This window comes from Colwellia psychrerythraea (assembly GCF_000764185.1).
In the GTDB taxonomy this organism is placed as follows: domain Bacteria; phylum Pseudomonadota; class Gammaproteobacteria; order Enterobacterales; family Alteromonadaceae; genus Colwellia; species Colwellia psychrerythraea_B.
The window spans coordinates 25868-49410 of the sequence record NZ_JQEC01000071.1 but is presented as its reverse complement, the minus strand read 5'-3'; the positions used below and the strand labels follow the sequence as shown (position 1 = coordinate 49410).

Below are 23543 nucleotides of genomic sequence, written 5' to 3'. Positions count from 1 at the left end.
GGTAACGGCTTCAGCATAGAGTGGGGTCGTAATCCTAGGTTAATAATATAGGAAAACTACGCTAGGTTAAGCCTACAGCATAACTAATCAACTAGTGTAACTAAGGTATTTAAGGTATATTGAGACCATAGAAATTTAAGGAATACTTTTCATGGTTTCAAGTTCAAATCATAGCTCTATCGTTAAAGCGTTTGTCACCGTTGCTGCCATTTTTATTATTTTTGCGGGAATTAAAACGGCAGCTAATATACTTGTGCCATTCTTACTTTCTGTATTTATTGCCATCATCTGCAATCCACTAATCAATAAAGCCAGTGAATTTAAAATACCGAAAGCAATTTCCATTATTTTTGTCATTGCCGTTATTGTTACTATGGCTGTTTTTTTAACAAGTTTAGTGGGTAGTTCGTTAAATGAGCTTTCACGGTATATTCCTCAATACCGAGTGCAACTCAAAGAGCAATTTGTCTGGTTAACCGATTTTTTTGCCGAACACGATATTCAACTTTCGACTGCTATAATGACAGAGTATTTTGATCCTGCTGCAGCTATGGGGTTAGCGGCGGAAATGTTATCAAGCTTTGGCTCAGTGATGGCAAATTTGTTTTTGATTGTCTTAACTGTAGTGTTTATGTTGTTTGAATCCTCATCTTTCCCGCATAAGTTACACTTAGCGTTAGATGACCCACAAATGCGTTTAAAGCAAATTGAGCGCTTTCTCTCTTCAGTAAACCATTATATCGCCATTAAAACTTTGGTCAGTATTGCTACCGGCTGTATTGTGTCTCTGATGTTATGGGCCTTTGGTTTAGACTTCTTTTTATTATGGGGGGTCTTAGCCTTTTTACTCAATTACATCCCCAATATAGGCTCTATAATTGCTGCGGTACCGCCAATGACGCTAGCTATTTTACAATTAGGAATTGGTGAAGCTGGCGCCATAGGTTTAGGCTTCGTCTTTATCAACATGGTGATGGGTAATATTATTGAGCCGAGATATTTAGGCAAAGGTTTAGGTTTATCGACTTTAGTGGTTTTCTTATCACTGATCTTTTGGGGCTGGTTACTTGGTACCGTCGGTATGTTATTAAGTGTTCCGCTAACAATGATATTGAAGATAGGTTTAGAAAGCTCTCCAGAAGGTCGTTGGTTAGCTGTGATGCTAAGTGATGAAGATGGCTTGGATGATAAAACCGAGCAAGCATTACTTGATTAATATTAAGTAGTTATACTTAATAGGAACATACATGCTCGGTAATATAATTTTAGTTAAATCTTATAGCGAAGTGTTAGTCGTTTTTATATTACTGAGCGCTGTTATCCTACTTTGACTTAATAAAACATAACAAGTTTTATAAGCTAAGTCGGCACCTCTTTCAGGCGATATCGCCAAATATTGCCATCTACAATCATTTTCTCGGTAAGTTATAAAATTACTTTGTGAGCGTTTAAACATTTTTAATGCTGAATAACGGCCGTTAACTAAGGCTTTTTCTTCTAAATTAAAAGTATGTAAATTTACCCAAGTTTGTAACTCCCTATCCACATAAGAAATAACACCGTCTAAACACCGTGACATGGAAGCAGATGACACATCATCAGCGGTTTGTTTTTGACATTTTTCAATTGTTTTCACGGCATGGGCAGAATTATTCATCAGTAAAGTTGATGATAGTGCGCATGCTAAAAGTAATTTATTACGGATCATTTTCGGCTACAAACTCAAGTAGTTACAAATACACAGTAAATTAAAGGCAAAGTACAGTATGCAGTAGTTAGCCATTATTAACGGTAAGTTTAGTTGATAATTTCTTATTATTAAGCAGGTAAAACCTTTTTATATGGTTTTACAGTCACTTTTTTATAAACACCGGCACTGATGTAAGGGTCTTCATCAGCCCAGGCTTGTGCCGCTGGCAGGTTATCAAACTCCGCAACAATTAATGATCCCGTGAAACCCGACTCGCCTGGGTCTTCACTATCGATAGCGGGACAAGGCCCTGCCAATAATAGTTTTCCTTGTGCTTGTAGCGCTTTTAAACGTTCAATATGTTTATCGCGTACTGATAGGCGTAAGCTGAGTGAGTTTTCAACATCTTCACTGTATATAAGATAAAACATGAGGTGTATTCCTTTAAATAATAGTTTGAGCTAATGCGTTATTAAGATGGACAATTTAATTAGATTTACTACTTTTGTCATCAGTCACTTCTTCGCTATCGTCTTCTTCAAGAGGTAAATACTTGTAAAGTGATAAAATAGACGTAATAGTGAAAATAAACATCAAGCCGGTTAAACCAAAAACCTTAAAATTTACCCAGGTATCAAGGTCAAAATTAAAAGCGACGTAATAATTTAATCCCGCACAAAATAGGAAGAACATTGCCCAAGCAAAGTTTAATCTAGTCCATATCTTCTCTGGCAGTGACAATGACTCACCTAAAAGTTTTTTAATAATATTGTTTTTGAAAATACTATCACTCACTATTAACGCAACGGCGAAAAAAGCATTAATAATGGTTACTTTCCATTTGAGAAAAGCATCATTTTGCAAATAAATAGTAAGCCCACCAAAGACAACCACCAAGCCAAATATTACCCACTGCTTAGCGGGGATTTTTTCTTTTTTAATTTTATAGTAAATAATTTGCACAAAAGCGGCGACAATTAAACTACCTGTAGCCCAGTAAATTCCTGCTATTGAATTTACAATGAAAAAAATAAACAGAGGGAAGTATTCAATAAATAACTGCATAAAAAACCATTGTTAAAAGTGACATTAGGGTGATATTCACAATCACCATAGTACGAATAAGACAATTTTAACGAATGCGAGTTTAATAGCCAAGCTTATATTTCCATATCAGTAAACTAAAAATGTTTTATTTCACCTTGGTCGTTGATCCTTATCAACGACCCGGCGTTGAGCATTTGTACTTTTATAACGATCAGGCTAGCTTAGGAGTTAAGTTTAATTACCGCTCTTTATTTAATGCATGTCTTATTGGGCATGGTTATTTTGGTAATGATTGCTCACAGTGCTTGGGAAAAAAATATCACTAAAATAATCTTCCGGTTTTGAAGCAGGTGCTAGCAACTGGCATATGGTCGAATTGTTGTGGATTATTTAATTTCCGTTGATTTATGTCATTTAGCTCAAAGTTAGCTATTAGTCTATTTAGTTACCCTACAATGCAGGGTTTGTACTTATTGGTATGTTTAACCTTTATCGAGCGATGGCAAATAAAGTATTTATTTTTTATGCCTATTAAATTTTACCCTATAGTTTAGCAAGCTATCTATTCTTTTAACGGCTATAGGGGCTATTGTGTAATGACAAGAAGTGAAAACTTTAACCGAATAGGCGGGCGCGCTAGCCTAATTATAATTAACAAAGTCTTTTACGATAAAGTTTATCAACATCCATGGTTAAAGCAGTATTTTCTTAATATTTCACAGCAGCATATTGAAGACCAGCAAGTTAATTTTATGCAAAAAGTCCTGGGTGGCGAAAATCACTACATAGGCAAAGCGCCTCCAATAGCGCATAAACATATGTTTATTCCGGACGAGTTATTTGATATTAGAAGGCAACTACTTTTAGATACCTTTAAAGAAACCAATACCCACCCAGAGTTGATTGACCAGTGGCTGATCCTTGATGAATCTTTTCGTCGCATATTGGTGAAAAAATTTCCTACTGAATGTAAACCTTGCTTTAACACCGACCCTATTTTAAATTTTGCTAAACCTGAATAACCTCAGCCCAGATTAATAGCTCTATGTTGACCCAGATCACAACAAGTAAAAACTTTGTTGATACAAGCTTACTATTATTTAACTGAATGAATAATTAAGGTTATGGGAGAGTGTGTTGCTGGGCTCTGGCGCTACTTGATAAACATCCCAATGATAGAAATATTAAAGCCATGTTTTTTGTTAAAGCATTCTGGCTTATAGCGCTTTTTTTCTTGGTTATGGTCTTCTATTTACCCCGTTAATACCCTTGATTTGGCAAGAACAAGGCAAGCTTACTTATCGGTAATTCCTTATAAAGTGTAAGGGAAAGTATTTTTCCTTGCACTTTCAATATTTTATGCTAGCTGTAATGGAGTAAAAAACTTTTACACATGTCTTTTTTAGTTAATATTAATTAATTATATTTCAATTGGTTACGCAATATTATTCTTTTTGAATACACTTTCTTGCTTTCCGTTAAATCTGTCATATGCTTTAAGTCACAAGGTAAAATAATAAAAATACGGATATTTATAAAAAATGATCAAATTCCCCAGTGACTTAACGATTGCTCAGGTTAACGAGTATCAAACTCAAATCATTCCATTAATCGATAATCTAGATGTGATAACCATTGATGACAGTGAGTTAGCACGTATTGATACTATTGGAGTGCAATTTATCCTCGCGGTTATCACCTACATTATTGCCCAAGGTAAAGAAATTAAGTGGCAATCAAAATCTAGCGTTTTAAAGGAAAGCATTCAGCAACTTGGCATCAGTGATGCCATTTTATTGCAATACATCATGGATTGAGAACTTTGTTTTTATAAGAAAAAACTACCTACAAATACCGAACTACGATGCATTAAACGATGAGGAAACTAGTATGACTAAAGTGTTAGTTGTTGATGACTCAAACTCAATAAGAGACATGGTCAGTTTTACCCTAAAAAGTGCAGGTTATCAGACTGTTGAAGCGAAAGATGGCCAAGATGGTTTAACTAAAGCGCAAAGTGGTGGCTTCGACTTAGTTATTTCAGATGTAAATATGCCAAATATGGATGGTATCAGCTTATGCACTGAGCTGCGTAAGCTAGTTGAATTCAAGTTTACCCCTATTTTGATGTTAACGACCGAAAGCTCCACAGACATGAAAATGCGCGGCAAATCGGCAGGGGCCACTGGTTGGTTGGTTAAACCCTTTAACCCCGAAAAGTTGTTAGCCACCATTAAACGAGTGGTTAAGTGACTTTGTTAGTATAAAAATTCTGTTTATTGGTTAAGTATCATATTTATCTTAGGTACTTATTATGTAAGTAGCCTGTCGTGATAATGTCCTGAATTTTGACAAGGAAGAGTAGGTAATCAGTTATGAGTGTTGATTTATCGCAATTTATTCCAAGTTTCTTAGAAGAGAGCTTTGAAGGACTCGAATTAATGGAGTCTGGATTATTAGATTTACAGCGGGGTGATAATGAAACAATTCACTCAATTTTTAGAGCCGCGCACTCGATTAAAGGCGGGGCAGGAACTTTTGGTTTTGATAACGTCACCGAGTTTACTCATCTAGTAGAAACCTTACTTGATGAAATGCGTGATGGCCGACGAGAAGTCTCTAGTAAAGATACCGAGATATTGCTCGAATCTGTCGATTGTATGCGATTGTTGATTGAGGCCGCTCGGGATGATGAAGAGTATGATCAGGTTAAGGTTGCGCAAACATCTAAGCGCTTATCTGAAACCCTTGGTAATGAGCCGACCTCGGTAGATGAAAGTCTGATTAAAGTTGATGTCGAAGCAACAAACATCTGTGGCTATACCATTAATTTCATTCCAGAGCATAGTTTAGCAAAAACGGGCAATGATCCCATTTTTCTCTTCAGTGCTTTAGCAGAGCTAGGTCAATTAACACTTTGTGCCGACACCCAAGATTTACCGGCACTAACAGATATTGATGCCCAAGAGCTCTATTTAAGCTGGCAATTAACACTGCACACTGAAGCGAGTAAAGCTGAGATTATAGAAATTTTTGAATGGGTTGAAGATGAATGTTTATTAGAGTTGGTGCCAATCAAAGCACCATCAAATACCTCAGCGAGTCTTTCATCAACCACGTCATCAAGCACTATCAAAAATGATGAACAGCAAACAGAGCCAGAGACCAGTCAAAAGTCTATTCAAGATATTGAAGTGCAGCCTCCTGAAACAGAATTGGTTATTGAGCCTACTATTGAAGATGAAAATATAATCTCTAAAACTAAAACTAAAACTAAAGGTAAAGCCGAGGTTGGTTCCATTAGGGTTGGCGTAGATAAAGTCGATAGCTTAATTAACCTCGTAGGCGAATTAGTTATCACCCAGTCTATGTTATCAGAATTGGGCAACGATTTTGAAATGGAAAAGGTTGAACGCCTCACCAGTGGTCTTGAGCAGTTATTACAAAATACCAAAGAGTTACAAGAAAGTGTCATGCGTATTCGTATGCTGCCGATTAGTTTTGCTTTTAATCGTTTTCCCCGCCTTGTTCATGATCTAGCAATAAAAACGGGTAAAGAAATGGAGTTAGTGATCAAAGGTGAACAAACCGAATTAGATAAAACGGTAATGGAACAAATTGGCGATCCGTTAGTACATTTAGTGAGAAATGCTGCCGACCATGGTATCGAACAAAGTGCAGTTAGATTGGCTAATGGCAAACCAGGAAAGGGCACCATTTCTTTAGATGCTTATCATCAAGGTGGCAATATTGTTATTGAAATTAACGATGATGGCGCCGGGATCAACCGCGAAATTGTGTTAGCGAAAGCGGTAGAAAAAGGCCTTGTTGATGCTAATGCTGTCTTAACGGATAGCCAAGTATATGACTTATTATTTGAACCAGGTTTCTCAACCGCTGCAGAAGTCACCGATATCTCTGGTCGTGGTGTGGGTATGGATGTTGTTAAGCGTAATATTCAAGCACTTGGCGGTCGCATTCAAGTTCAATCTACTTTAGGTAAAGGCAGCTCGTTTAAGGTGCATTTACCACTCACATTGGCCATTTTAGACGGTCAGCTGGTTAAGGTAGGCACTGAAACCTACATCATTCCACTTATTGCCATTGTTGAATCACTGCAAATCGATAACAAGCTCATTAATCGTGTTTCTGGCGATATGGTGCTTTATCGATTACGTGATGACAATGTGCCCATTCTGCCTATTTATCAACTGTTTAATTTAGCCACCGAATGCACTGAGATAGACAACGCGCTACTTGTTGTGGTTGAAGCAGATGGTCAAAAAATTGGTTTGATGGTTGATGATTTACTGGCTCAGCAGCAGGTAGTGATTAAAAGTTTAAAAGATAATTATCAGCAGGTTGCAGGTATTTCGGGGGCAACAATTCTGGGCGATGGCTCCGTCGCTATGATTCTAGATATACCGGGTATTATTCACATGGCGTTAGAACAAGCTCAACAAGCCCAACGAGTAAAAACTGATGGCAATAGCAGTGTAACAGCGGAGGTTTGTTTATGAATATTCAAGAGATGGCACAAGATATTCCCGCTGAGGGTGAACACGCTATTGAAGGCGTCGACTTTATCACCAGCGGCGATCAGTATCTAACCTTTCTATTAGCTCAAGAGCAATATGCCGTTGATATTTTGTGTGTCGAAGAGATCAGAAGTTGGGAGCAACCGACAAAAATTCCTAATGCACCCAGTTATATTAAAGGTGTCATTAATATGAGAGGAATTATCGTACCCATTGTCGACTTACGCCTCAAATTTAGTATTGGTGAAGCGACCTACTTAGAAACAACGGTGGTTATTGTCCTTACTTATCAAAGTGAAGAGTCAACACGTACCATTGGTTTTGTGGTTGATGCTGTGTCTGATGTGCTTAATGTTGAAAATGGTGATATTAAAGCAGCGCCAGCATTTGGCGGCTGTGTAGGTCAACAATATATCGATGGCTTAATAAATAGTGAACAAAAGGTCGTCACCATACTGAATGTTAATCATTTGCAAAAAGTAGAAAAGCACAGACTGCATAGTTAGTTCTCTGCATAGTTAGTTTTTATCAAGGCATCAGCTGTAAACAGCAGTACAAATTTCTCCGTTATTTATATAACAGTGAGTAATACCGTAACTATTTTGTTTAAGGAAAGAGCATGACTGATATAGAGCAAGAATATCTTACTTTCATACTACAAGGTGAAGAGTATGGCGTTGACATTCTATGTGTGCAAGAGATTCGTGTCTGGAGCTCTGTTACCGAACTTCCTAATAAACCGTGTTATATCAAAGGGGTAATTAATTTACGTGGGGTAATCATTCCCATTATTGATTTACGTTTGCGCTTTGGTCAGCCAAACCTTGAATACAATGAGCAAACAGTCACCATTATTTTACGCCAACAGTCTAAGGCAACCACTATGGTAGTCGGTATTGTTGTTGATGCAGTTTCAGAGGTTTACAAGTTTACCAGTCAGTCTATAAGCCAAGCACCTGCTTTTGGCAGTAATATAGATAGCTGCTTCTTAAAAGGGCTAGCGTCAGTCGATGAGAAATTAATTATTTTACTAGATAGTGACTCGCTATTAAATGAAGACGACTTATATCGCACTGTTCATCAAAGTGAGGCAAGAACTGAGCCCGAGACAGCTAACGTAGAGGCTAGACAAGTGACAACAACCTCTGCACCCACCTTATCAAGTGCTTAACTAGAAAATTTCTAGCTAAGGTAAACCGGTAAATCAAAGGTAAAAGAGAGCTACTACACCATCAGCCATTATTAAAGTTCAATTAAAATTTAATTAAAAATAAATTAAAAATAACTACACAGGAAAATAACTTATGAACCCGAAGCAAATAAGTTTAGTGCAAAAAAGTTGGCAAAAAGTATTACCTATCGCGCCACAAGCCGCAGATATATTTTATACCACTTTGTTTGAAATGGACCCTTCATTAAAAGCATTATTTCCCAATGAAATGGCAGAGCAAGGCAAAAAATTAATGGCAATGCTTGATACCGCCGTTAAGTTACTTGATAACCCGGATAAATTAATTCCTGCAGTGCAAAAATTAGGTGCTAAGCATAGACAATACGGTGCTGAGCCTGAACATTACGATACGGTTGGTGCCGCATTACTAAAAACCTTAGCACTAGGTTTAGGTGATGACTTTACCACCCCCGTTAAAAAGGCTTGGACAGTGGTATACCAAACCTTAGCAACTACTATGATTGCCGCAGCTGATGCCGCCGCAACAACTCAGTCAGCAAAAGGATCTACCATGGAAACGAAAACTGTCAAAAATGAGCAAAGCAACGATTTATCCGTGCAACTGCAAGGAGCACTCGATCAATCAGCGACTGCGTTTATGATGATTAATCGAGACTTCGAAGTCACTTACGCCAATGAAGCCACCCTCGCTTTACTGAAAAAGCATGAACAGACCTTTGCCGAAAACTGGCCTGGTTTTGAAGCGAATAAAGAGGCGCTTATCGGGGCCAATATTGATGGTTTTCATAAAGTGCCGTCACATCAACGTAAATTACTCGATGACCCAAGTAACTTACCTTATAAAACCGATATTCAAGTTAAACATTTATCCTTTGAACTCAATGTTAGCGCTATTTTAGATGCTAAGGGTGATTACATAGGTAATGCGCTTGAATGGCAAGAGGTAACGGCAGCGCGAGCACAAGAAAACCAAAGCGTTCGCTTACAAGGTGCTCTTGATCAATCAGGTACTGCTAATATCATGATCGATCGAGATTTTAATATTACCTATGCCAATCCTGCCACCCTAGCTTTACTGAAAGAACATGAAGCAACGTTTGCTGAAAACTGGCCTGGTTTTAAAGCCGATCCTGAGGTGATTATTGGCACCAATATTGATAGTTTCCATAAGACGCCAGAGCACCAACGTAAATTGCTGAGTGACCCAAGTAACTTACCGTATAAAACCGATATTAAAATTAAACATTTATCGTTTGAGCTTAATGTTACCGCGATTTTGGACTCGAGCGGCGAGTACATGGGTAATTCATTAGAATGGCAAGATGTCACCGCAGCGCGAGCACAAGAAAACAAAACTACGCAGTTACAAGGTGCTATAGATCAATCGGGTACTGCAAATATTATGATCGACAGAGATTTTAATATTACCTACGCTAATGCGGCGACTTTAGCGTTATTGAAAGAACATGAAGTGACCTTTGCCGAGAATTGGCCTGGTTTTAAAGCCGACCCTGAAGTGATTATTGGCACCAACATTGATAGCTTTCATAAAGCCCCAGAACATCAACGTAAGTTACTTAGCGATCCAAATAATCTGCCCTATAAAACCGATATTCAAATCAAACATTTATCCTTTGAGCTTAATGTTACCGCCATTTTGGATACCAGTGGTGAGTACATAGGTAATGCGCTGGAATGGCAAGATGTAACCGAGGCGCGCGCGCAAGAAAATAATTCCCTGCGATTACAGGGCGCTCTTGACCAATCCGGTACCGCCAATATTATGATCGATAGGGACTTTGTTATTACCTATGCCAATAAAGCCACTTTAGATATATTGAAAGAACATGAAGCTACTTTTGCTGAGAATTGGCCCGGTTTTAAAGCCGATCCTGAAGTCATTATTGGCACCAATATTGATACTTTCCATAAGAATCCGACCCATCAACGTAAGTTACTGGCTGATCCAGATAATCTGCCCTACAAAACTGATATTCAAATTAAACATTTATCGTTTGAGCTTAATGTTACCGCCATTTTGGATACCAGTGGTGAGTACATAGGTAATGCCTTGGAATGGCAAGATGTAACAGCGGCGCGTGCCCAAGAAAACAAAACCGCCCAGTTACAAGGCGCTATTGACCAATCGGGTACCGCTAATATTATGATCGATAGAGAATTTAATATTACCTACGCTAATGCGGCGACCTTAGCATTACTGAAAGAACATGAAGCAACCTTTGCCGAGAATTGGCCTGGTTTTAAAGCAGATCCGGAAGTAATTATTGGTACCAATATTGATAGTTTCCATAAGAACCCAAGTCATCAACGTAAGTTGCTGGCTGATCCAAATAATCTGCCATATAAAACCGATATACAAATCAAACATTTATCGTTTGAGCTTAATGTTACCGCCATTTTGGATGCTAGCGGCGAGTACATAGGCAATGCCCTAGAATGGCAAGATGTTACTGCTGCCCGTGCTAATTCTGTAGAAGTAGGGCGCTTAACCTCGGCAATGGAAGGCATGACCACCAATGTTATGATGGCAGATACTCACGGTAATATTGTTTATGCCAACCCAGCTGTTACCACGATGTTACGTCGTCGAGAAACGGTACTACGTTCTGTCTTACCTTCTTTTAATGTTGATACTATGGTGGGTACTAACTTTGATACTTTCCATAAAAATCCAGCACATCAACAAAACCTATTAGGCAATCCTGATAATTTACCCTATACCACTGAAATAGCGGTTGCGGGTTTAACCTTTCAACTTATTGCCATTGCCTTGCGGGATGTAGAAGGAAATCATGTTGGCACCGGGGTGCAATGGGTAGATTTAACCGAAGAAAAAGATGCACAAGGTCAAATAGATAGCTTAATTACCGATGCTATCGCCGGTAAGTTAGATAGCCGTATTACTACCGATGAATATCAAGGTTTCATGAAGGAGTTAGGTAATAATATCAATAATTTGATGGACTCTATTGTTGAACCCATTAATGATGCTATTCAAGTTGCACAAGCCCTTGCTGATGGTGATTTAACTCAAAATATGCGTAGTGATTATGGTGGCGAATTCCTGGCCCTGTCAAATGCGATGAACGGCTCCATTGAAAACCTAAGTAAAATGGTTGATGAAATACGTGATGCTTCCACCAATGTGTTTGATTCAGCCCGCGAAATTGCCGCAGGTAATAATGAGTTAAGTCATCGCACCGAATCACAAGCTTCTAGCTTAGAAGAAACGGCTTCAGCGATGGAGGAATTAACCAGTACGGTGCAACAAAATGCTGAGAACTCAACGGAGGCAAGTAAGTTATCAATGTCTGTTATGGAAAAAGCCAGCAGTGGCGGTGGCGTGGTACGTAATGCCATTACTGCGATGAGTGATATTAATAAATCCAGTAAAAAAATCGCTGACATTATTAGTGTTATTGATGAAATCGCCTTCCAAACCAATCTACTGGCATTAAATGCTGCGGTGGAAGCTGCTAGAGCTGGTGAACAAGGACGGGGCTTTGCGGTAGTTGCTGCCGAGGTAAGGAATCTAGCACAACGCTCAGCAGGTGCAGCGAAAGAAATTAAAGGCCTGATTAACGATAGTGTCGAGGCAGTTGGTCAAGGGACTAAGTTAGTTGATGAAACAGGACAAACCTTTACCGAATTAGTAACCGCTATTGAAGATGTTAGTAAAATGATTGCTGATATTGATAGTGCCGGTAAAGAGCAATCTGCAGGCATTGGTGAAGTGAGTGCGGCGGTGAGTCAAATGGATGAAATGACGCAACAAAATGCGGCATTGGTGGAAGAAGCATCTGCCTCAAGTAAATCGATGGAAGAGCAGTCGCAATCATTATTAGATCAAGTAGCCTTTTTCAATAATGGCGATGACGGCCAACAACCGGTAGAAGAGCAACGCCAAAGAAGACCTGCTCAAAGACAAGCGGCACCAGCAGCAAGACAGTCAAACTTTAGACCGGCAAAAGCACCTGCGCCAACTCGCAGTGCCAGACGTCCAAGTACAGCGATTGATAAAGAATGGGAGGAGTTCTAAACAGTAAAGCTAGATCATAATAAACAGGACGATAATTATTTAATGGAGAATGAGGAGAATGATGAGAATGACTGAGCTTAGAAGGAGTAATAATTTGCAAGGTCATCCTCAAGATCGAAGGGTTAATCGGGACCAGTCAATGCAACTGACCACAGAAGATTTTAAGTTTATCTGTCAGTTTGTTTATCGGACCACAGGTATTGTACTTAACGATAGCAAAAGGGAGATGTTATACCGACGGTTAACCCGCATTATCCGGGAGCGTAAACTAAATTCATTCGCAGAGTATTGCCAGTTATTGAGAGAGCATGGTGAGCAAGAGGAGGATTATTTTATTAATGCCATAACCACTAATTTAACCAGCTTCTTTCGCGAAAATCATCACTTTGAATATCTAACGAGTGAAGAGCTGCCGGCTTTAATAAAAAATAAAACAGTGAGTGCTAACGGAAAAAAACGACTTCGAGTGTGGTCTTCAGCAAGCTCTACCGGAGAAGAGCCTTACAGTATTGCTATTACTATCCTTGAAGCGTTGAAAAATGAGCTGGCACAGTGGGACATAAAAATTCTTGCTACTGACATTGATAGTAATGTTTTAGCGAAAGGAAAAACCGGTATATATGATATGAATCGTATCGAGGAAATTCCTAAAAAACTTAAAAAAAGCTATTTTTTTCAGGGCAGTGGAAAAAGTAGCCAAAGTGTCAAAGTGCATGACAAGTTAAAAAGTACAATTACCTTTAAGCACCTTAATTTATTACATGACTGGCCAATGAAAGGCCCTTTTGATGTCATTTTCTGTCGAAATGTCATCATCTATTTTGATAAAAAAACCCAGCAAGAATTATTTTCTCGTTATTATGAAATGCTTGCACCGGGTGGTTTACTTTTTCTAGGTCACAGTGAGAATTTAGGTAACTATCAACAGTATTTTAGTAATGTTGGTCGAACCATTTTTAGAAAGCCTTAATTAGCCCACTGAATTTCTATTGAATAAGGAAGTTATGTGCTGAGAAATAATCATCCTCAAATATCTGAATATATGGCGCAGTGCCTGCCGGAATTTACGCAGATTAATCATTATTGGGATAAACAAAGGGATATGGTGGTTGCCAAAATTTTACCGGGTGAATTTTATATGACCACTAAAAATGTGGCGATAGCAACAACACTGGGATCATGTATTTCCGCTTGTATTTGGGATGATCGCAGTCGCATTGGGGGGATGAATCACTTTATGTTACCGATCACCAATAAAGAGGCCCATGAGGTAAATTGGGGGCAAAGGGATAAGACCACAGACGCTACCCGTTATGGCAACTTTGCTATGGAACATCTTATTAATACTATTTTAAGATCGGGTGGTCGAAAAGCCAATTTAAGAGCAAAACTGTTTGGTGGGGCGAAAGTACTGAATCAAATGTCTGATGTTGGCCAAAAGAACATTAATTTTGCCTTGGCCTATTTAGATCAAGAAGAAATTATCATTGAAAGTAGTGATATTGGTGATATTTACCCTAGAAAAGTTATTTTTGAGCCAGCTAGCGGTCGAGTATTTATCAAGCGGTTAGATAACTTACATAATGACACTATTATTCGCCGGGAAAGTGATTATCGCAGTGAGATTAATAAAAAAGAAGTCAGTGGCGATGTTGAACTTTTTTAGTGGTTATACCCGTTACCAATCAAAGTGCACTCTGAAACATGCATCTTGAATGGTAATAGATATATAACATAGGAATTAAATTGTATGGATATAATTAAAGTACTTATTGTTGATGACTCCACTGTTATTCGTAACATCATCAAGGAAGCATTAAGCCATAGCCCGAATATTAACGTTGTTGGTGAGGCTGAAGACCCCCTTGTGGCAAGAGAGTTGATCAAAAAATTAAACCCCGATGTATTAACCCTAGATGTAGAAATGCCGAAAATGGATGGTATTACTTTTCTAATTAATTTAATGCGTTTACGCCCTATGCCCGTCATTATGCTGTCGACGCTAACGACTAAAGGCGCAGACATTACCTTACAAGCACTTGAAATTGGAGCGGTTGATTTTATTGCTAAGCCAACCGTACAAGAGTTACTTGCCACCCAAGCCAGTTTTAAAGAAGTGTTAACGGAGAAAATAACTCAAGCAGTCACCATAGATCAAAAGAACTTTAAATTATCGGATACCTTAACAAGTAATAAAGTCGTTAAAGATAAGCATCATATTTTAGCTTTTAGTGGCAGCAAGCGTGCAAACCACCTTATTGCCATTGGTGCTTCTACAGGAGGAACCGAAGCGATTAAAAAACTTCTTGTTACTTTACCCAGTAATTCTCCGGCCATTGTTATAACCCAACATATTCCTAAAACGTTCAGTTTACGTTTTGCGCAACGTTTAAATGACAACTGTCAAGTTGAGGTGCATGAAGCAAGTCACGGTCAAAAAATTAAAGCGGGTCATGTTTATATCGCCCCAGGAGACAAACACCTTGAAGTTGTGCATAAAAATGGTGTTTTGTTTTGTACCTTGAAAGATAGTGAAGAGGTTAATCGACATAAACCCGCTGTTGATGTGTTGTTTGACTCGGTAAGTGACTTTGCCGATAACGTACAAGCTGTATTGTTGACAGGGATGGGGCAAGATGGTGCCCGTGCCATGTTACGGCTAAAAGAGCTTGGCGCGCGGACAATTATTCAAGACAAAAACTCTAGTCTTATTTGGGGCATGCCAGGTAGGGCACATGCTGTTTCAGCCCATACCGTACAATACCCACTCAATAAAATCGCAAAACAACTGCTTGATTATGCCTGTTTAACTCGCTTAGAAATGCAACAAATTTTAGAAAAAGACTGTGTGGGACCAGCGTTATGAGTAATTTAAAAAATGCTATGTACATAGCTTGTGCATTAACCCTCTTGATATGGGCCAACTATTTCTTCATTCACGAAGAAACGATTTTTGTACTGTTATCCTCGGTGTTATTCATCTTATTGGTAGCCTCAACAAATCAAATAAGTAAATTTAGTTCCTCAAGTAAAGAATCTAATCATGAGGATATAATGCCCGTAGTTGATGATGAATTAATCCATAGTGTTATTTTCGAATTACAGCAGTTTATCCATCAAGAAGTAACTATTGTCGAAAAAGAGCTGCAAAGAACAAAAGTTTTAGTCTCCGATGCGGTTATTGGCATCTCCGATAGCTTTAAACATTTGCGGGGGTTAAGTGAAGATCAACAAAAAATGATTCAATTACTGATTTCTCACTCCGCTAGTATGGGAAATGATAAGTCATCATCTTTAGAAAACTTTGTTAAGAATTCCAATCAAACTCTTGATGACTTTGTTGGTGTCATAATTAATACCAGCAAACAAAGCCTTGAAACCATGTCCTATACCGATGAGATGGTCATGCAATTTGACAGTATATTTAAACTTTTGTCACAAGTAGAAGGCTTGGCTAGTCAAACTAACTTATTGGCACTTAATGCGGCAATAGAAGCTGCTCGAGCGGGAGAAGCGGGTCGAGGTTTTGCTGTAGTTGCCAATGAAGTGCGTAGTTTATCAGTCGGTTCAACAGAGCTAAATGAAGATATCCGTACCGAAATTAATAAAGCCAAAGGGATTATTGCTAAGTTACGTAATTCGGTTGAAACCATGGCCTCAGCAGATATGACCTCTACGCTAGAGGCAAAAGACAAAATGACGGAGATGATGAGTCATGTTGAGCAGGTCAATATTCAAACAAATAGCAGTGTGGAAGAGCTGGCTATCATCGCACCCAAAATCACTGATGCGGTTAGCCTTGGGGTGCGTTCGTTACAATTTGAAGACTTAACTCGACAATCATTAGATTCATTACAAGTAAATGCCAAAAGTCTTCATGAAATAAGTGATGTGTTGGCAACATTTGATAAAAATCCAAACATAGCCGTGCACCAACAATTGCTCAAGCTAAAAGAGACTTGTCAGGACGTCTATAACGAAACTCGGCAATCAGAAGGCTCTCGAAGTGTTAAACAACTAAGCATGGATGAAGGTGAAGTAGATTTATTTTAACAGGCTCAATTTTTTAAACTATAAGGAAAAGACTTATGACCGTTAGCAGCAACTTTTCAGGAGATGGTAAACAACTTGTCATTACAATTGACCAACGTTTTGACTTTTCATTACATCAGCAGTTTCGTGATATTTACAATAGCATTACAACGCCAGACTTAACTTATACCTTAGATTTAAGCCAAACAGAATATATGGATAGCTCTGCACTAGGCATGATTTTGTTGTTAAAGGATCATGTACAACTTTATGCTGGGCAACTCATTATCTCTAGGCCTAGTGAGACAGTAAGAAAAATATTAGAGATTGCACAATTTCAGCGGCTAATGACCATTGAATAAAATTTAATTACTTAATTAATAGTATTAGCCTAAACAGACGGTTATAAGGACATGATATGCCCAAAAGCCAAAAGCTTGCTCTCGTTGTAGACGATTCCAAAATGCAATGTAAGTTGTTATCAGTACTGCTACAAGAAGAAAACTATCGAGTAGTGGTTGCAAATAATGGCGCAAGTGGCGTGGAAATGTATATAGAACACCAGCCAGATCTCGTGTTAATGGATATTAATATGCCTATTATGGATGGTTTCGAAGCAACAAGGAGGATTAAAAAACTCTCAGGAGCAGGTACACTTGCGCCATTAATATTTATTACCAGCATGGATAGCGAGCAAGCTTTTATTGATAGTGTTGAAGCCGGCGGCGATAGTATTTTGGTTAGACCTTTTACCCCAAAGGTCTTTAAAGCCAAAATAAAGGCTATGCAAAGAATAAGTGATTTAGTTGATCAAGTAAAAAACCTTCAGCAAGAGCAGCAAAATGATGCTGAACTCGCTGAAAAAATGATGTCAGGGGTTATTGAGGCAAGGAATTTTGCTTTAGATAAAATTGGTGTGATTAAAAAGGCGGCGACTATTTTTAGTGGCGATATCCAGTTAAGTGCCCTGTGCCCAAATGGCGATATTAATGTATTACTGGGGGATTTTACCGGTCATGGTTTACGTGCCTCCATTGGCGCTATCCCTGTTACTGAAACATTTAGAGCAATGACAAAAAAGGGTTTTTCAATTCTGGAAATAGTCGCTCAATTAAACCGTCAAATGTATACCTTATTGCCTGGGGATTTATTCTTTTGTGCGTCATTTGCCTGTATATCTGAACATGATAAATCCGCCTATATATTTAATGCAGGCTTACCTGACGGTTACCTCTTTGATGACAGCGCAAAAATTAAAAGGCAGTTTACTTCTACACACCCCCCTTTAGGGATTTTACCGCAATTATTACCCGATGCTCAACTTGAAGTTGTACAGGTGATGAAAACTGACCGTATTGTTTTTATTACTGATGGCATTGTAGAAGCTAGAAATAAAGCTGGTGACCTTTTTGGCTTCCCTCGATTTGAAATAGCAGCGATTGATGGCATATCTCAAAAAGACCTAGCAAATACAGTTTTAAATAGTCTTGATGACTTTTGCCAGAATTGCGAGCAAGAAGACGATATATCATTGGTAGATGTACCTTGTAGTGGTTGGAAAGAAATAAAATTAAGCAATAAAGTTCTTACTCCAGAAGGGGTTAGCGAGGATGATGAATATTTAAGTAACATACCAAACTCATCACCTTCTTGGTCTTACCATTTACATTTAACCGGACGGCTACTGAAAACAATAAACCCAATTCCATTAATCATGAACCAAATTAATGATTTAGAAGGAGCAGGTGAGCATTGGCAAAGTTTATATACTATATTAACAGAGTTATTCATAAATGGACTGGACCATGGGGTATTAGCGTTAGATTCATCTCTAAAAGATTCAGCGGAGGGTTTTAGTCAATACTTTAATGAGCGGGCACACAGGTTAGACAAACTCGCAGAAAATAGCACTAATGGTACACAAGATTATGTACGTATCGCTTTGAGATATTTCCCTTTATCACAAGGAGGTAAGATGGTCATCAATATCAAAGATAGTGGTCAGGGTTTTGATATTTTGGACGTTATAAAAGACAACAGTATTGCGATGAATAACGGCATAAAACTCAGTGGCCGAGGTGTTGAACTGGTTAGTCAGCTCTGTGACACCTTGGAATATCAAGAGCAAGGTACATCAGTGACAGCAAACTATATCTGGCACAACTAAGTAGTGAAACTCGCGCCAAAGTAGCACAAAAAGGAATTGTAAGATGATGAAGAATAATTTATTAATTATTGATGATGACATTGACTACTTAAAGTTATTAGCTGAAAGTTTAAATGATACTTATGAAGTGAAATGCGCGAATAACCTTTCAGTTGCAGAAGATTTGCTCAAAGAGAATATCCATTTTGATATCGCTTTAGTTGATGAAAATATTGGTATTGAGAAAGGCTCGGATTGGATAAAATCTCAGCAAAGCAATGAAAAATCACCCACCTCCTTTGTTTTGTATTCTGGCTTGGCAACAGAAGAAGCGATACTTAAAGGCTTGGAATGTGGAGCTGATGACTTTTTAGCAAAACCATTCTCCTTATTAGCGCTGCATTCAAAACTTGATAAGCTAATAGATTATCAAGATAAAATTCATGATTTTGAAGCTGAAATTAAATCTAAAAATAATGTCATTAATGTATCAATGGCGCAAGCTTCCAAGTACGGCAGCTGCATGCAATTGACCTCTAAGCTAAATCACTGCTTTACCTATGAGCAAATCAGAGATGAGGTATTTTCATATTTTCACGCTATGGACTTGCATGGTTGCATCGCTTTCTATCCACTTAATGATAAACCCTGCTTTTATAGTGCTCAAAAAGGTGTTTGCTCCCCAGTTGAAATTGAAGTGATGGAATTATTAAAAGTTAAACCCCGGCTGTATCGTTTTGGCTCTAGAACAATCTTCAATCATTCTTTAGTGTCATTATTCATTTTAAACCTCGAAAATGGCACCGTTGATACCGATATTTATATCGATGCTCTGGCATCAGTAATCGAATGTATTGGTGCTAGATTGGCTTTTATAACTTATAAAAACTCTCTGGTAAGTGTTCAAGAGCAAATAAAGCAAGCCGTGAGTACCACTAAAAAAATGGTAGAGATATCTAAACATCATCAACAAGAAGTGATGAATGAAATAGTGCAAAAAATGGGCACCAGTTTTCATATTTTGGATATGACTCAAGACCAAGAAGATTACCTTACTGATTTAGTACACGGTGCACTTAAAAAGCATAGTCAAGATGATATAAATTTTTTAGAAGTTACTCAGCTACTTGATCAAGCCTTAAACAGTGTCGATCAGCTGCAACAATTAAATACTGAAAATGATCAAAGTAATAATACTTATGATATTGATGATGAGGATGAACTATTTTGAACTCACAATCACATGATTTAACACACAAGGTATTAACGGGTATTGATGAGGCCTACTGGCAATGGGATCTTATTAATGAAAGCATTTTTTACTCGGCTCAGCTGATGAAGTTATTGGGCTATGCAAGTGAAGAGAAAATAGGGGCAAGTATAATATGGGAGAAGCACCTTGATAGCACTAGCCTAGAGGAAGTCCATGCTAAAATACAACAACATTTAAAAGGGGACATTGAGCGTCTTGATGTTACTCTGCCCATAACGAATAATCAGGGAGAGCAGTTGTGGTTACATGCGGTTGGTAAAGTAGTAGAACATATTGACGGCAGAGCTAGTTTAATGTTCGGTACAGTAAAAGATGTTACTGAAACTAAAAGCATGATTGTTCAATTGAAAAAACAGAATGATTGGCTAATGTTAGCAGAACGTATTAGTAACTCAGGCCATTGGCGTTTCGATATAAAATCACAAACCCTTGACTGGTCAGCGGAAGTATTTCGAATTTATGGACTGACTAATAAGTCAATAATACCAAGCTTTGAACAAGCACTTGCGCCAATTTTAGCCAAAGACCGACCAAAATTTCGTACCTGTTTTCATAATGCAATCCACCAACAGCAACCTTTTTACCTTAAAACGGCTCTCACTCAACCTTCTGGTAGAAAAGTTAAAGTTGAGGTTATAGCAGAGGTAGAGCGAGATTGTAATGGCATTGTTATGGCTGTTTTTGGTGTCTATAAAGATATCACCCGCAGTGAAGATTTATTTGAAAAGCTAAAGCTTTTAGCTATGGTCAATTTTACCATAAAAGTACCTATATTTTTTATTGATGATAATGATAATGTAGTTTATCAGGATATTTCTCCACATCATGACGGTGTTAGCGCTGTACTTTTTAATTATATAAATTTTAGTATTACTGAATATATGGAGTTTAAAAAGCTGGCGAAGACGCAGGGACAAATTAAAGAAAATAACGTTAGCTTTGATAAATACAATACGGTATTTGATTTATCGGTAACCTATGAAGCAGATGAAGGCATCTATATTTGGATAGTTGAAAATGTGACGGATAAATTTCGTAAAGAGCAACAACAAGTAATTTCCAATCGTTTGGCTTTGTTAGGTAATACTTTTGGCAATGTATCCCACGATATAAATAATGTACTAGGTGTAGCTCTTGGCGCTATTGAGATGTTAGAAATCAAGTTTTCTCGTGGTGAACAAGATATATCGTCATATATCGATAGAGTGAAAAATGCCATTGATAAAGGCAAAGATGTAACTGAGCGTTTATTGGCCTTTACTCGTAAACCTACAGTAAAAGTAGTTAGCTTTGATCCAATCCAAGATATTTTTGATAATCAGTACCTGTTTAAACAACTCTTGTTAAGTACAATAAATATCAACTTTAATTTTCAGCCTATGCATTGCTTAATAAACTTCCCCCAGGGTGAGTTTATAAATATCCTGTTAAACTTGGTTCTTAATGCTCAGGATGCTATTCAAGAAAAGGGGCTTAGTGGTCAAATCGAAATTTCTGCAAACTTGCTGGATAATAGCCGATTAGAGATTCATGTAAAAGATAGTGGTATTGGTATTGCCAAGGAGAACTTGACTAAGATATTTGATCCATTTTATAGCTCAAAATCGGTAAATAAAGGTAATGGTATCGGTTTAGCAAATGTCTATAGTACTATGTACAAGCATAATGGACTGATACAAGTTGAAGGAAATAGCGACTTGGGTGGCGCGCATTTTACCCTAGTATTTAAATGTAAAACATTAAAAGAAAAATATTTGCCTAATGAGCCTAAATTAAACTCGCTAAGGTATCAAAATACTAATATTCTGGTGCTTGATGATGAAGTCAGTATTGCTGAGTTTGTCGCATTATTTTTAGAGAGTAAAGGGGCGAAGGTAGTTGTTGCTAATAACAAAGAGCAGTTGATAGAAAAAATTAACTCTGACGTCAAATTTGAAATATTTATCACGGATATGATTTTACCTGATCTCTCGGGTAAAGAAGCGGTTAATATGGTGACAGAAAAGTATCCAGATATTAATGTATTTTCGATTAGTGGTTATATCGCTATTGAAGACAGGAGTTGGGATTACCCTGTACTTAGGAAGCCCTTTAATTCAAAAGAGCTTGCTGAATTTCTAGCGATATAATGTCAAGTAAAGATAATGATCTATGTGTGTTATGCCAAAAATAGATAGTGAATTAATTATAGTATGGTGATTACTAAATGGTTTTAGATAAAGAATATACAGTATTAGTGGTAGATGATGCTAAAGATACTCAGATGTTACTAGAATTTGATCTCAGTGCTGCGGGTTATCATGTAACAAGCTGCGATAGTGGTGAACAGTCACTGGCTTTATTAGAAAACAATGTCATTGACCTTATTCTTCTTGATATGTATATGCCTGGTCTTTCTGGCTTGGAAACTTTAACGAGAATAAAAGCACAAGCAGTAAGTGCTCAAATTCCTGTGATAATGCTGTCAGCTTCAACGGATGAAGATGAAGTTGTTGCCGCTTTAGAATTAGGTGCTGGCGATTATGTAATAAAACCCTATGTTGCTAAGGTACTACTCGCACGTATTAGAACGGCTATACGGTTAAAAGAAAAGACCGCACAACTTGAGTACTTAGCAAAAACAGATTTCCTAACTGGCATGAACAATCGTGGCAGTTTTTTTGAGCTGAGTAGTAATGCTATTAGTTTAGCTAATAGAGCAGAGCAGCCCCTTGTTGCGGCAATGTTCGATATTGATTTGTTCAAACAAGTTAATGATAATTATGGTCATGATGTGGGTGATCAAGTATTACGATCTTTTAGTAAAACCATGACCGAGGTATTTCGAGACTATGACATTGTGGGTCGAATTGGTGGGGAAGAGTTTGCCGTTTGTTTACCTAATACCAGTTGCGATGATGCTTTTATTGCTTGTGAGCGATTGCGAAGCCAAGTTGAAAAACTTAGCATCACAATTACTAATGACGAAGGTAATGAGTTAGATATTAAAATAACGGTGAGTGTTGGTTTAGTTTTAGCTCAAGATGATTACCAAACCATTGATGAATTACTTAAACAAGCGGATAGTGCTTTATATTATGCTAAAGCACATGGTCGAAACCAAGTCGTAAATGCAAATACACTTATCAACCCCGTGGGTATAGAAAGAGATGCAATTGAAGTTACTTTAGCTGCTAAGGATAAAAGTTTGTCAGAACAAGAGGGGATCGGTATATTGAATTATGATGGCATAGATTTTGATATTGGGGTAAATAATGTCTTAGGTGACGAAGCGTTATTTAAAGAAATTTTGGTGATGTTTTACCAAGATCATCACCTTGATGGTCAAAAGTTGCAAAGTGCAATACTTGAGCAAGATATTGTTACGGCCAAGCATATAGCTCATACCTTAAAAGGGGTTGCATGCTCGGTTGGAGCGATGGATTTGTTTGAAGTAACAAAAGCGCTTGACTTAGCGATTAATGAGAATGATAAAAATGATCTTGATGGTTTATTTTCTCTTTTGTCACCAGAGCTTAATCGAGTAATGAAAGGAATAGAATTACATTTGGATATTAGCTAAAGA

Annotated in this window: 20 protein-coding genes; 17 read left to right on the top strand and 3 right to left on the bottom strand. The window is 37.9% G+C overall.

What is annotated here, in order from left to right; all coding sequences use genetic code 11:
* Positions 1-151 precede the first annotated feature (151 nt).
* The gene (locus tag GAB14E_RS02150; RefSeq protein ID WP_033084270.1) at positions 152-1216 is read left to right on the top strand and encodes an AI-2E family transporter; all 1065 of its coding nucleotides are present in this window, start codon (positions 152-154) and stop codon (positions 1214-1216) included.
* A gap of 60 nt (positions 1217-1276) precedes the next feature.
* Here GAB14E_RS02150 and GAB14E_RS02155 read toward each other — a convergent pair whose 3' ends face one another.
* The 3 genes from GAB14E_RS02155 to GAB14E_RS02165 all read right to left on the bottom strand — a co-directional run bounded on the left by GAB14E_RS02155 (position 1277) and on the right by GAB14E_RS02165 (position 2755).
* Positions 1277-1708, bottom strand: coding sequence for a lysozyme inhibitor LprI family protein (locus tag GAB14E_RS02155; RefSeq protein ID WP_033084269.1), 432 nt, complete (start codon positions 1706-1708; stop codon positions 1277-1279).
* Between the two features lie 110 nt (positions 1709-1818).
* Complete coding sequence (locus tag GAB14E_RS02160) at positions 1819-2121, bottom strand: YciI family protein (RefSeq protein WP_033084268.1); 303 nt, start codon at positions 2119-2121, stop codon at positions 1819-1821.
* Between the two features lie 55 nt (positions 2122-2176).
* Positions 2177-2755 carry a septation protein A gene (locus tag GAB14E_RS02165; protein ID WP_033084267.1) on the bottom strand — a complete coding sequence of 193 codons (579 nt, stop codon included), beginning with the start codon at positions 2753-2755 and terminating at the stop codon, positions 2177-2179.
* A gap of 578 nt (positions 2756-3333) precedes the next feature.
* Between GAB14E_RS02165 and GAB14E_RS02170 the strand changes: the two genes are divergently transcribed.
* The 16 genes from GAB14E_RS02170 (at position 3334) to GAB14E_RS0123505 (ending at position 23540) form a co-directional block, all read left to right on the top strand.
* Positions 3334-3759: a group I truncated hemoglobin gene (locus GAB14E_RS02170; protein ID WP_052094087.1), complete on the top strand. Its 426-nt coding sequence runs from the start codon at positions 3334-3336 to the stop codon at positions 3757-3759.
* Positions 3760-4278: 519 nt separating this feature from the next.
* The gene (locus GAB14E_RS02175) at positions 4279-4554 is read left to right on the top strand and encodes an STAS domain-containing protein (RefSeq protein ID WP_033084266.1); all 276 of its coding nucleotides are present in this window, start codon (positions 4279-4281) and stop codon (positions 4552-4554) included.
* A 73-nt stretch (positions 4555-4627) separates the two neighbouring features.
* Complete coding sequence (locus tag GAB14E_RS02180; protein ID WP_033084265.1) at positions 4628-4990, top strand: response regulator; 363 nt, start codon at positions 4628-4630, stop codon at positions 4988-4990.
* A gap of 122 nt (positions 4991-5112) precedes the next feature.
* Entirely contained in the window at positions 5113-7257 is a 2145-nt protein-coding gene (locus GAB14E_RS02185; RefSeq protein WP_052094084.1) for a chemotaxis protein CheA, read from the top strand.
* The gene (locus tag GAB14E_RS02190; RefSeq protein ID WP_052094083.1) at positions 7254-7781 is read left to right on the top strand and encodes a chemotaxis protein CheW; all 528 of its coding nucleotides are present in this window, start codon (positions 7254-7256) and stop codon (positions 7779-7781) included. Before GAB14E_RS02185 ends, GAB14E_RS02190 begins: the two co-directional genes overlap by 4 nt.
* Before the next feature lie 113 nt (positions 7782-7894).
* A complete protein-coding gene (locus tag GAB14E_RS0123515) occupies positions 7895-8446 on the top strand; it encodes a chemotaxis protein CheW (protein WP_081967913.1) in 552 nt (183 codons plus the stop codon).
* Between the two features lie 133 nt (positions 8447-8579).
* Positions 8580-12527 (top strand): methyl-accepting chemotaxis protein, encoded by a 3948-nt coding sequence (locus GAB14E_RS25395; RefSeq protein ID WP_081967912.1) that lies wholly within the window; start codon positions 8580-8582, stop codon positions 12525-12527.
* 139 nt (positions 12528-12666) lie between these two features.
* On the top strand, positions 12667-13497 hold the full coding sequence (locus GAB14E_RS02195; protein ID WP_033084395.1) for a CheR family methyltransferase: 831 nt from the start codon (positions 12667-12669) through the stop codon (positions 13495-13497).
* A 36-nt stretch (positions 13498-13533) separates the two neighbouring features.
* Positions 13534-14193: a chemoreceptor glutamine deamidase CheD gene (gene cheD, locus GAB14E_RS02200; RefSeq protein ID WP_231562118.1), complete on the top strand. Its 660-nt coding sequence runs from the start codon at positions 13534-13536 to the stop codon at positions 14191-14193.
* 90 nt (positions 14194-14283) lie between these two features.
* Positions 14284-15393, top strand: a complete 1110-nt coding sequence (locus tag GAB14E_RS02205; protein ID WP_052094096.1) for a protein-glutamate methylesterase/protein-glutamine glutaminase — start codon at positions 14284-14286, stop codon at positions 15391-15393.
* Positions 15390-16580, top strand: coding sequence for a methyl-accepting chemotaxis protein (locus GAB14E_RS02210; RefSeq protein WP_033084264.1), 1191 nt, complete (start codon positions 15390-15392; stop codon positions 16578-16580). The genes GAB14E_RS02205 and GAB14E_RS02210 overlap by 4 nt, the downstream gene beginning before the upstream one ends.
* Before the next feature lie 35 nt (positions 16581-16615).
* Positions 16616-16921, top strand: coding sequence for an STAS domain-containing protein (locus tag GAB14E_RS02215; RefSeq protein WP_033084263.1), 306 nt, complete (start codon positions 16616-16618; stop codon positions 16919-16921).
* A 56-nt stretch (positions 16922-16977) separates the two neighbouring features.
* Positions 16978-18726: a SpoIIE family protein phosphatase gene (locus GAB14E_RS02220; protein ID WP_033084262.1), complete on the top strand. Its 1749-nt coding sequence runs from the start codon at positions 16978-16980 to the stop codon at positions 18724-18726.
* Between the two features lie 43 nt (positions 18727-18769).
* A complete protein-coding gene (locus tag GAB14E_RS02225; RefSeq protein ID WP_033084261.1) occupies positions 18770-19936 on the top strand; it encodes a response regulator transcription factor in 1167 nt (388 codons plus the stop codon).
* Complete coding sequence (locus GAB14E_RS02230) at positions 19933-22107, top strand: ATP-binding protein (protein WP_033084260.1); 2175 nt, start codon at positions 19933-19935, stop codon at positions 22105-22107. The genes GAB14E_RS02225 and GAB14E_RS02230 overlap by 4 nt, the downstream gene beginning before the upstream one ends.
* Before the next feature lie 77 nt (positions 22108-22184).
* The gene (locus tag GAB14E_RS0123505; protein ID WP_052094081.1) at positions 22185-23540 is read left to right on the top strand and encodes a diguanylate cyclase; all 1356 of its coding nucleotides are present in this window, start codon (positions 22185-22187) and stop codon (positions 23538-23540) included.
* The last annotated feature ends 3 nt before the right edge of the window (positions 23541-23543 follow it).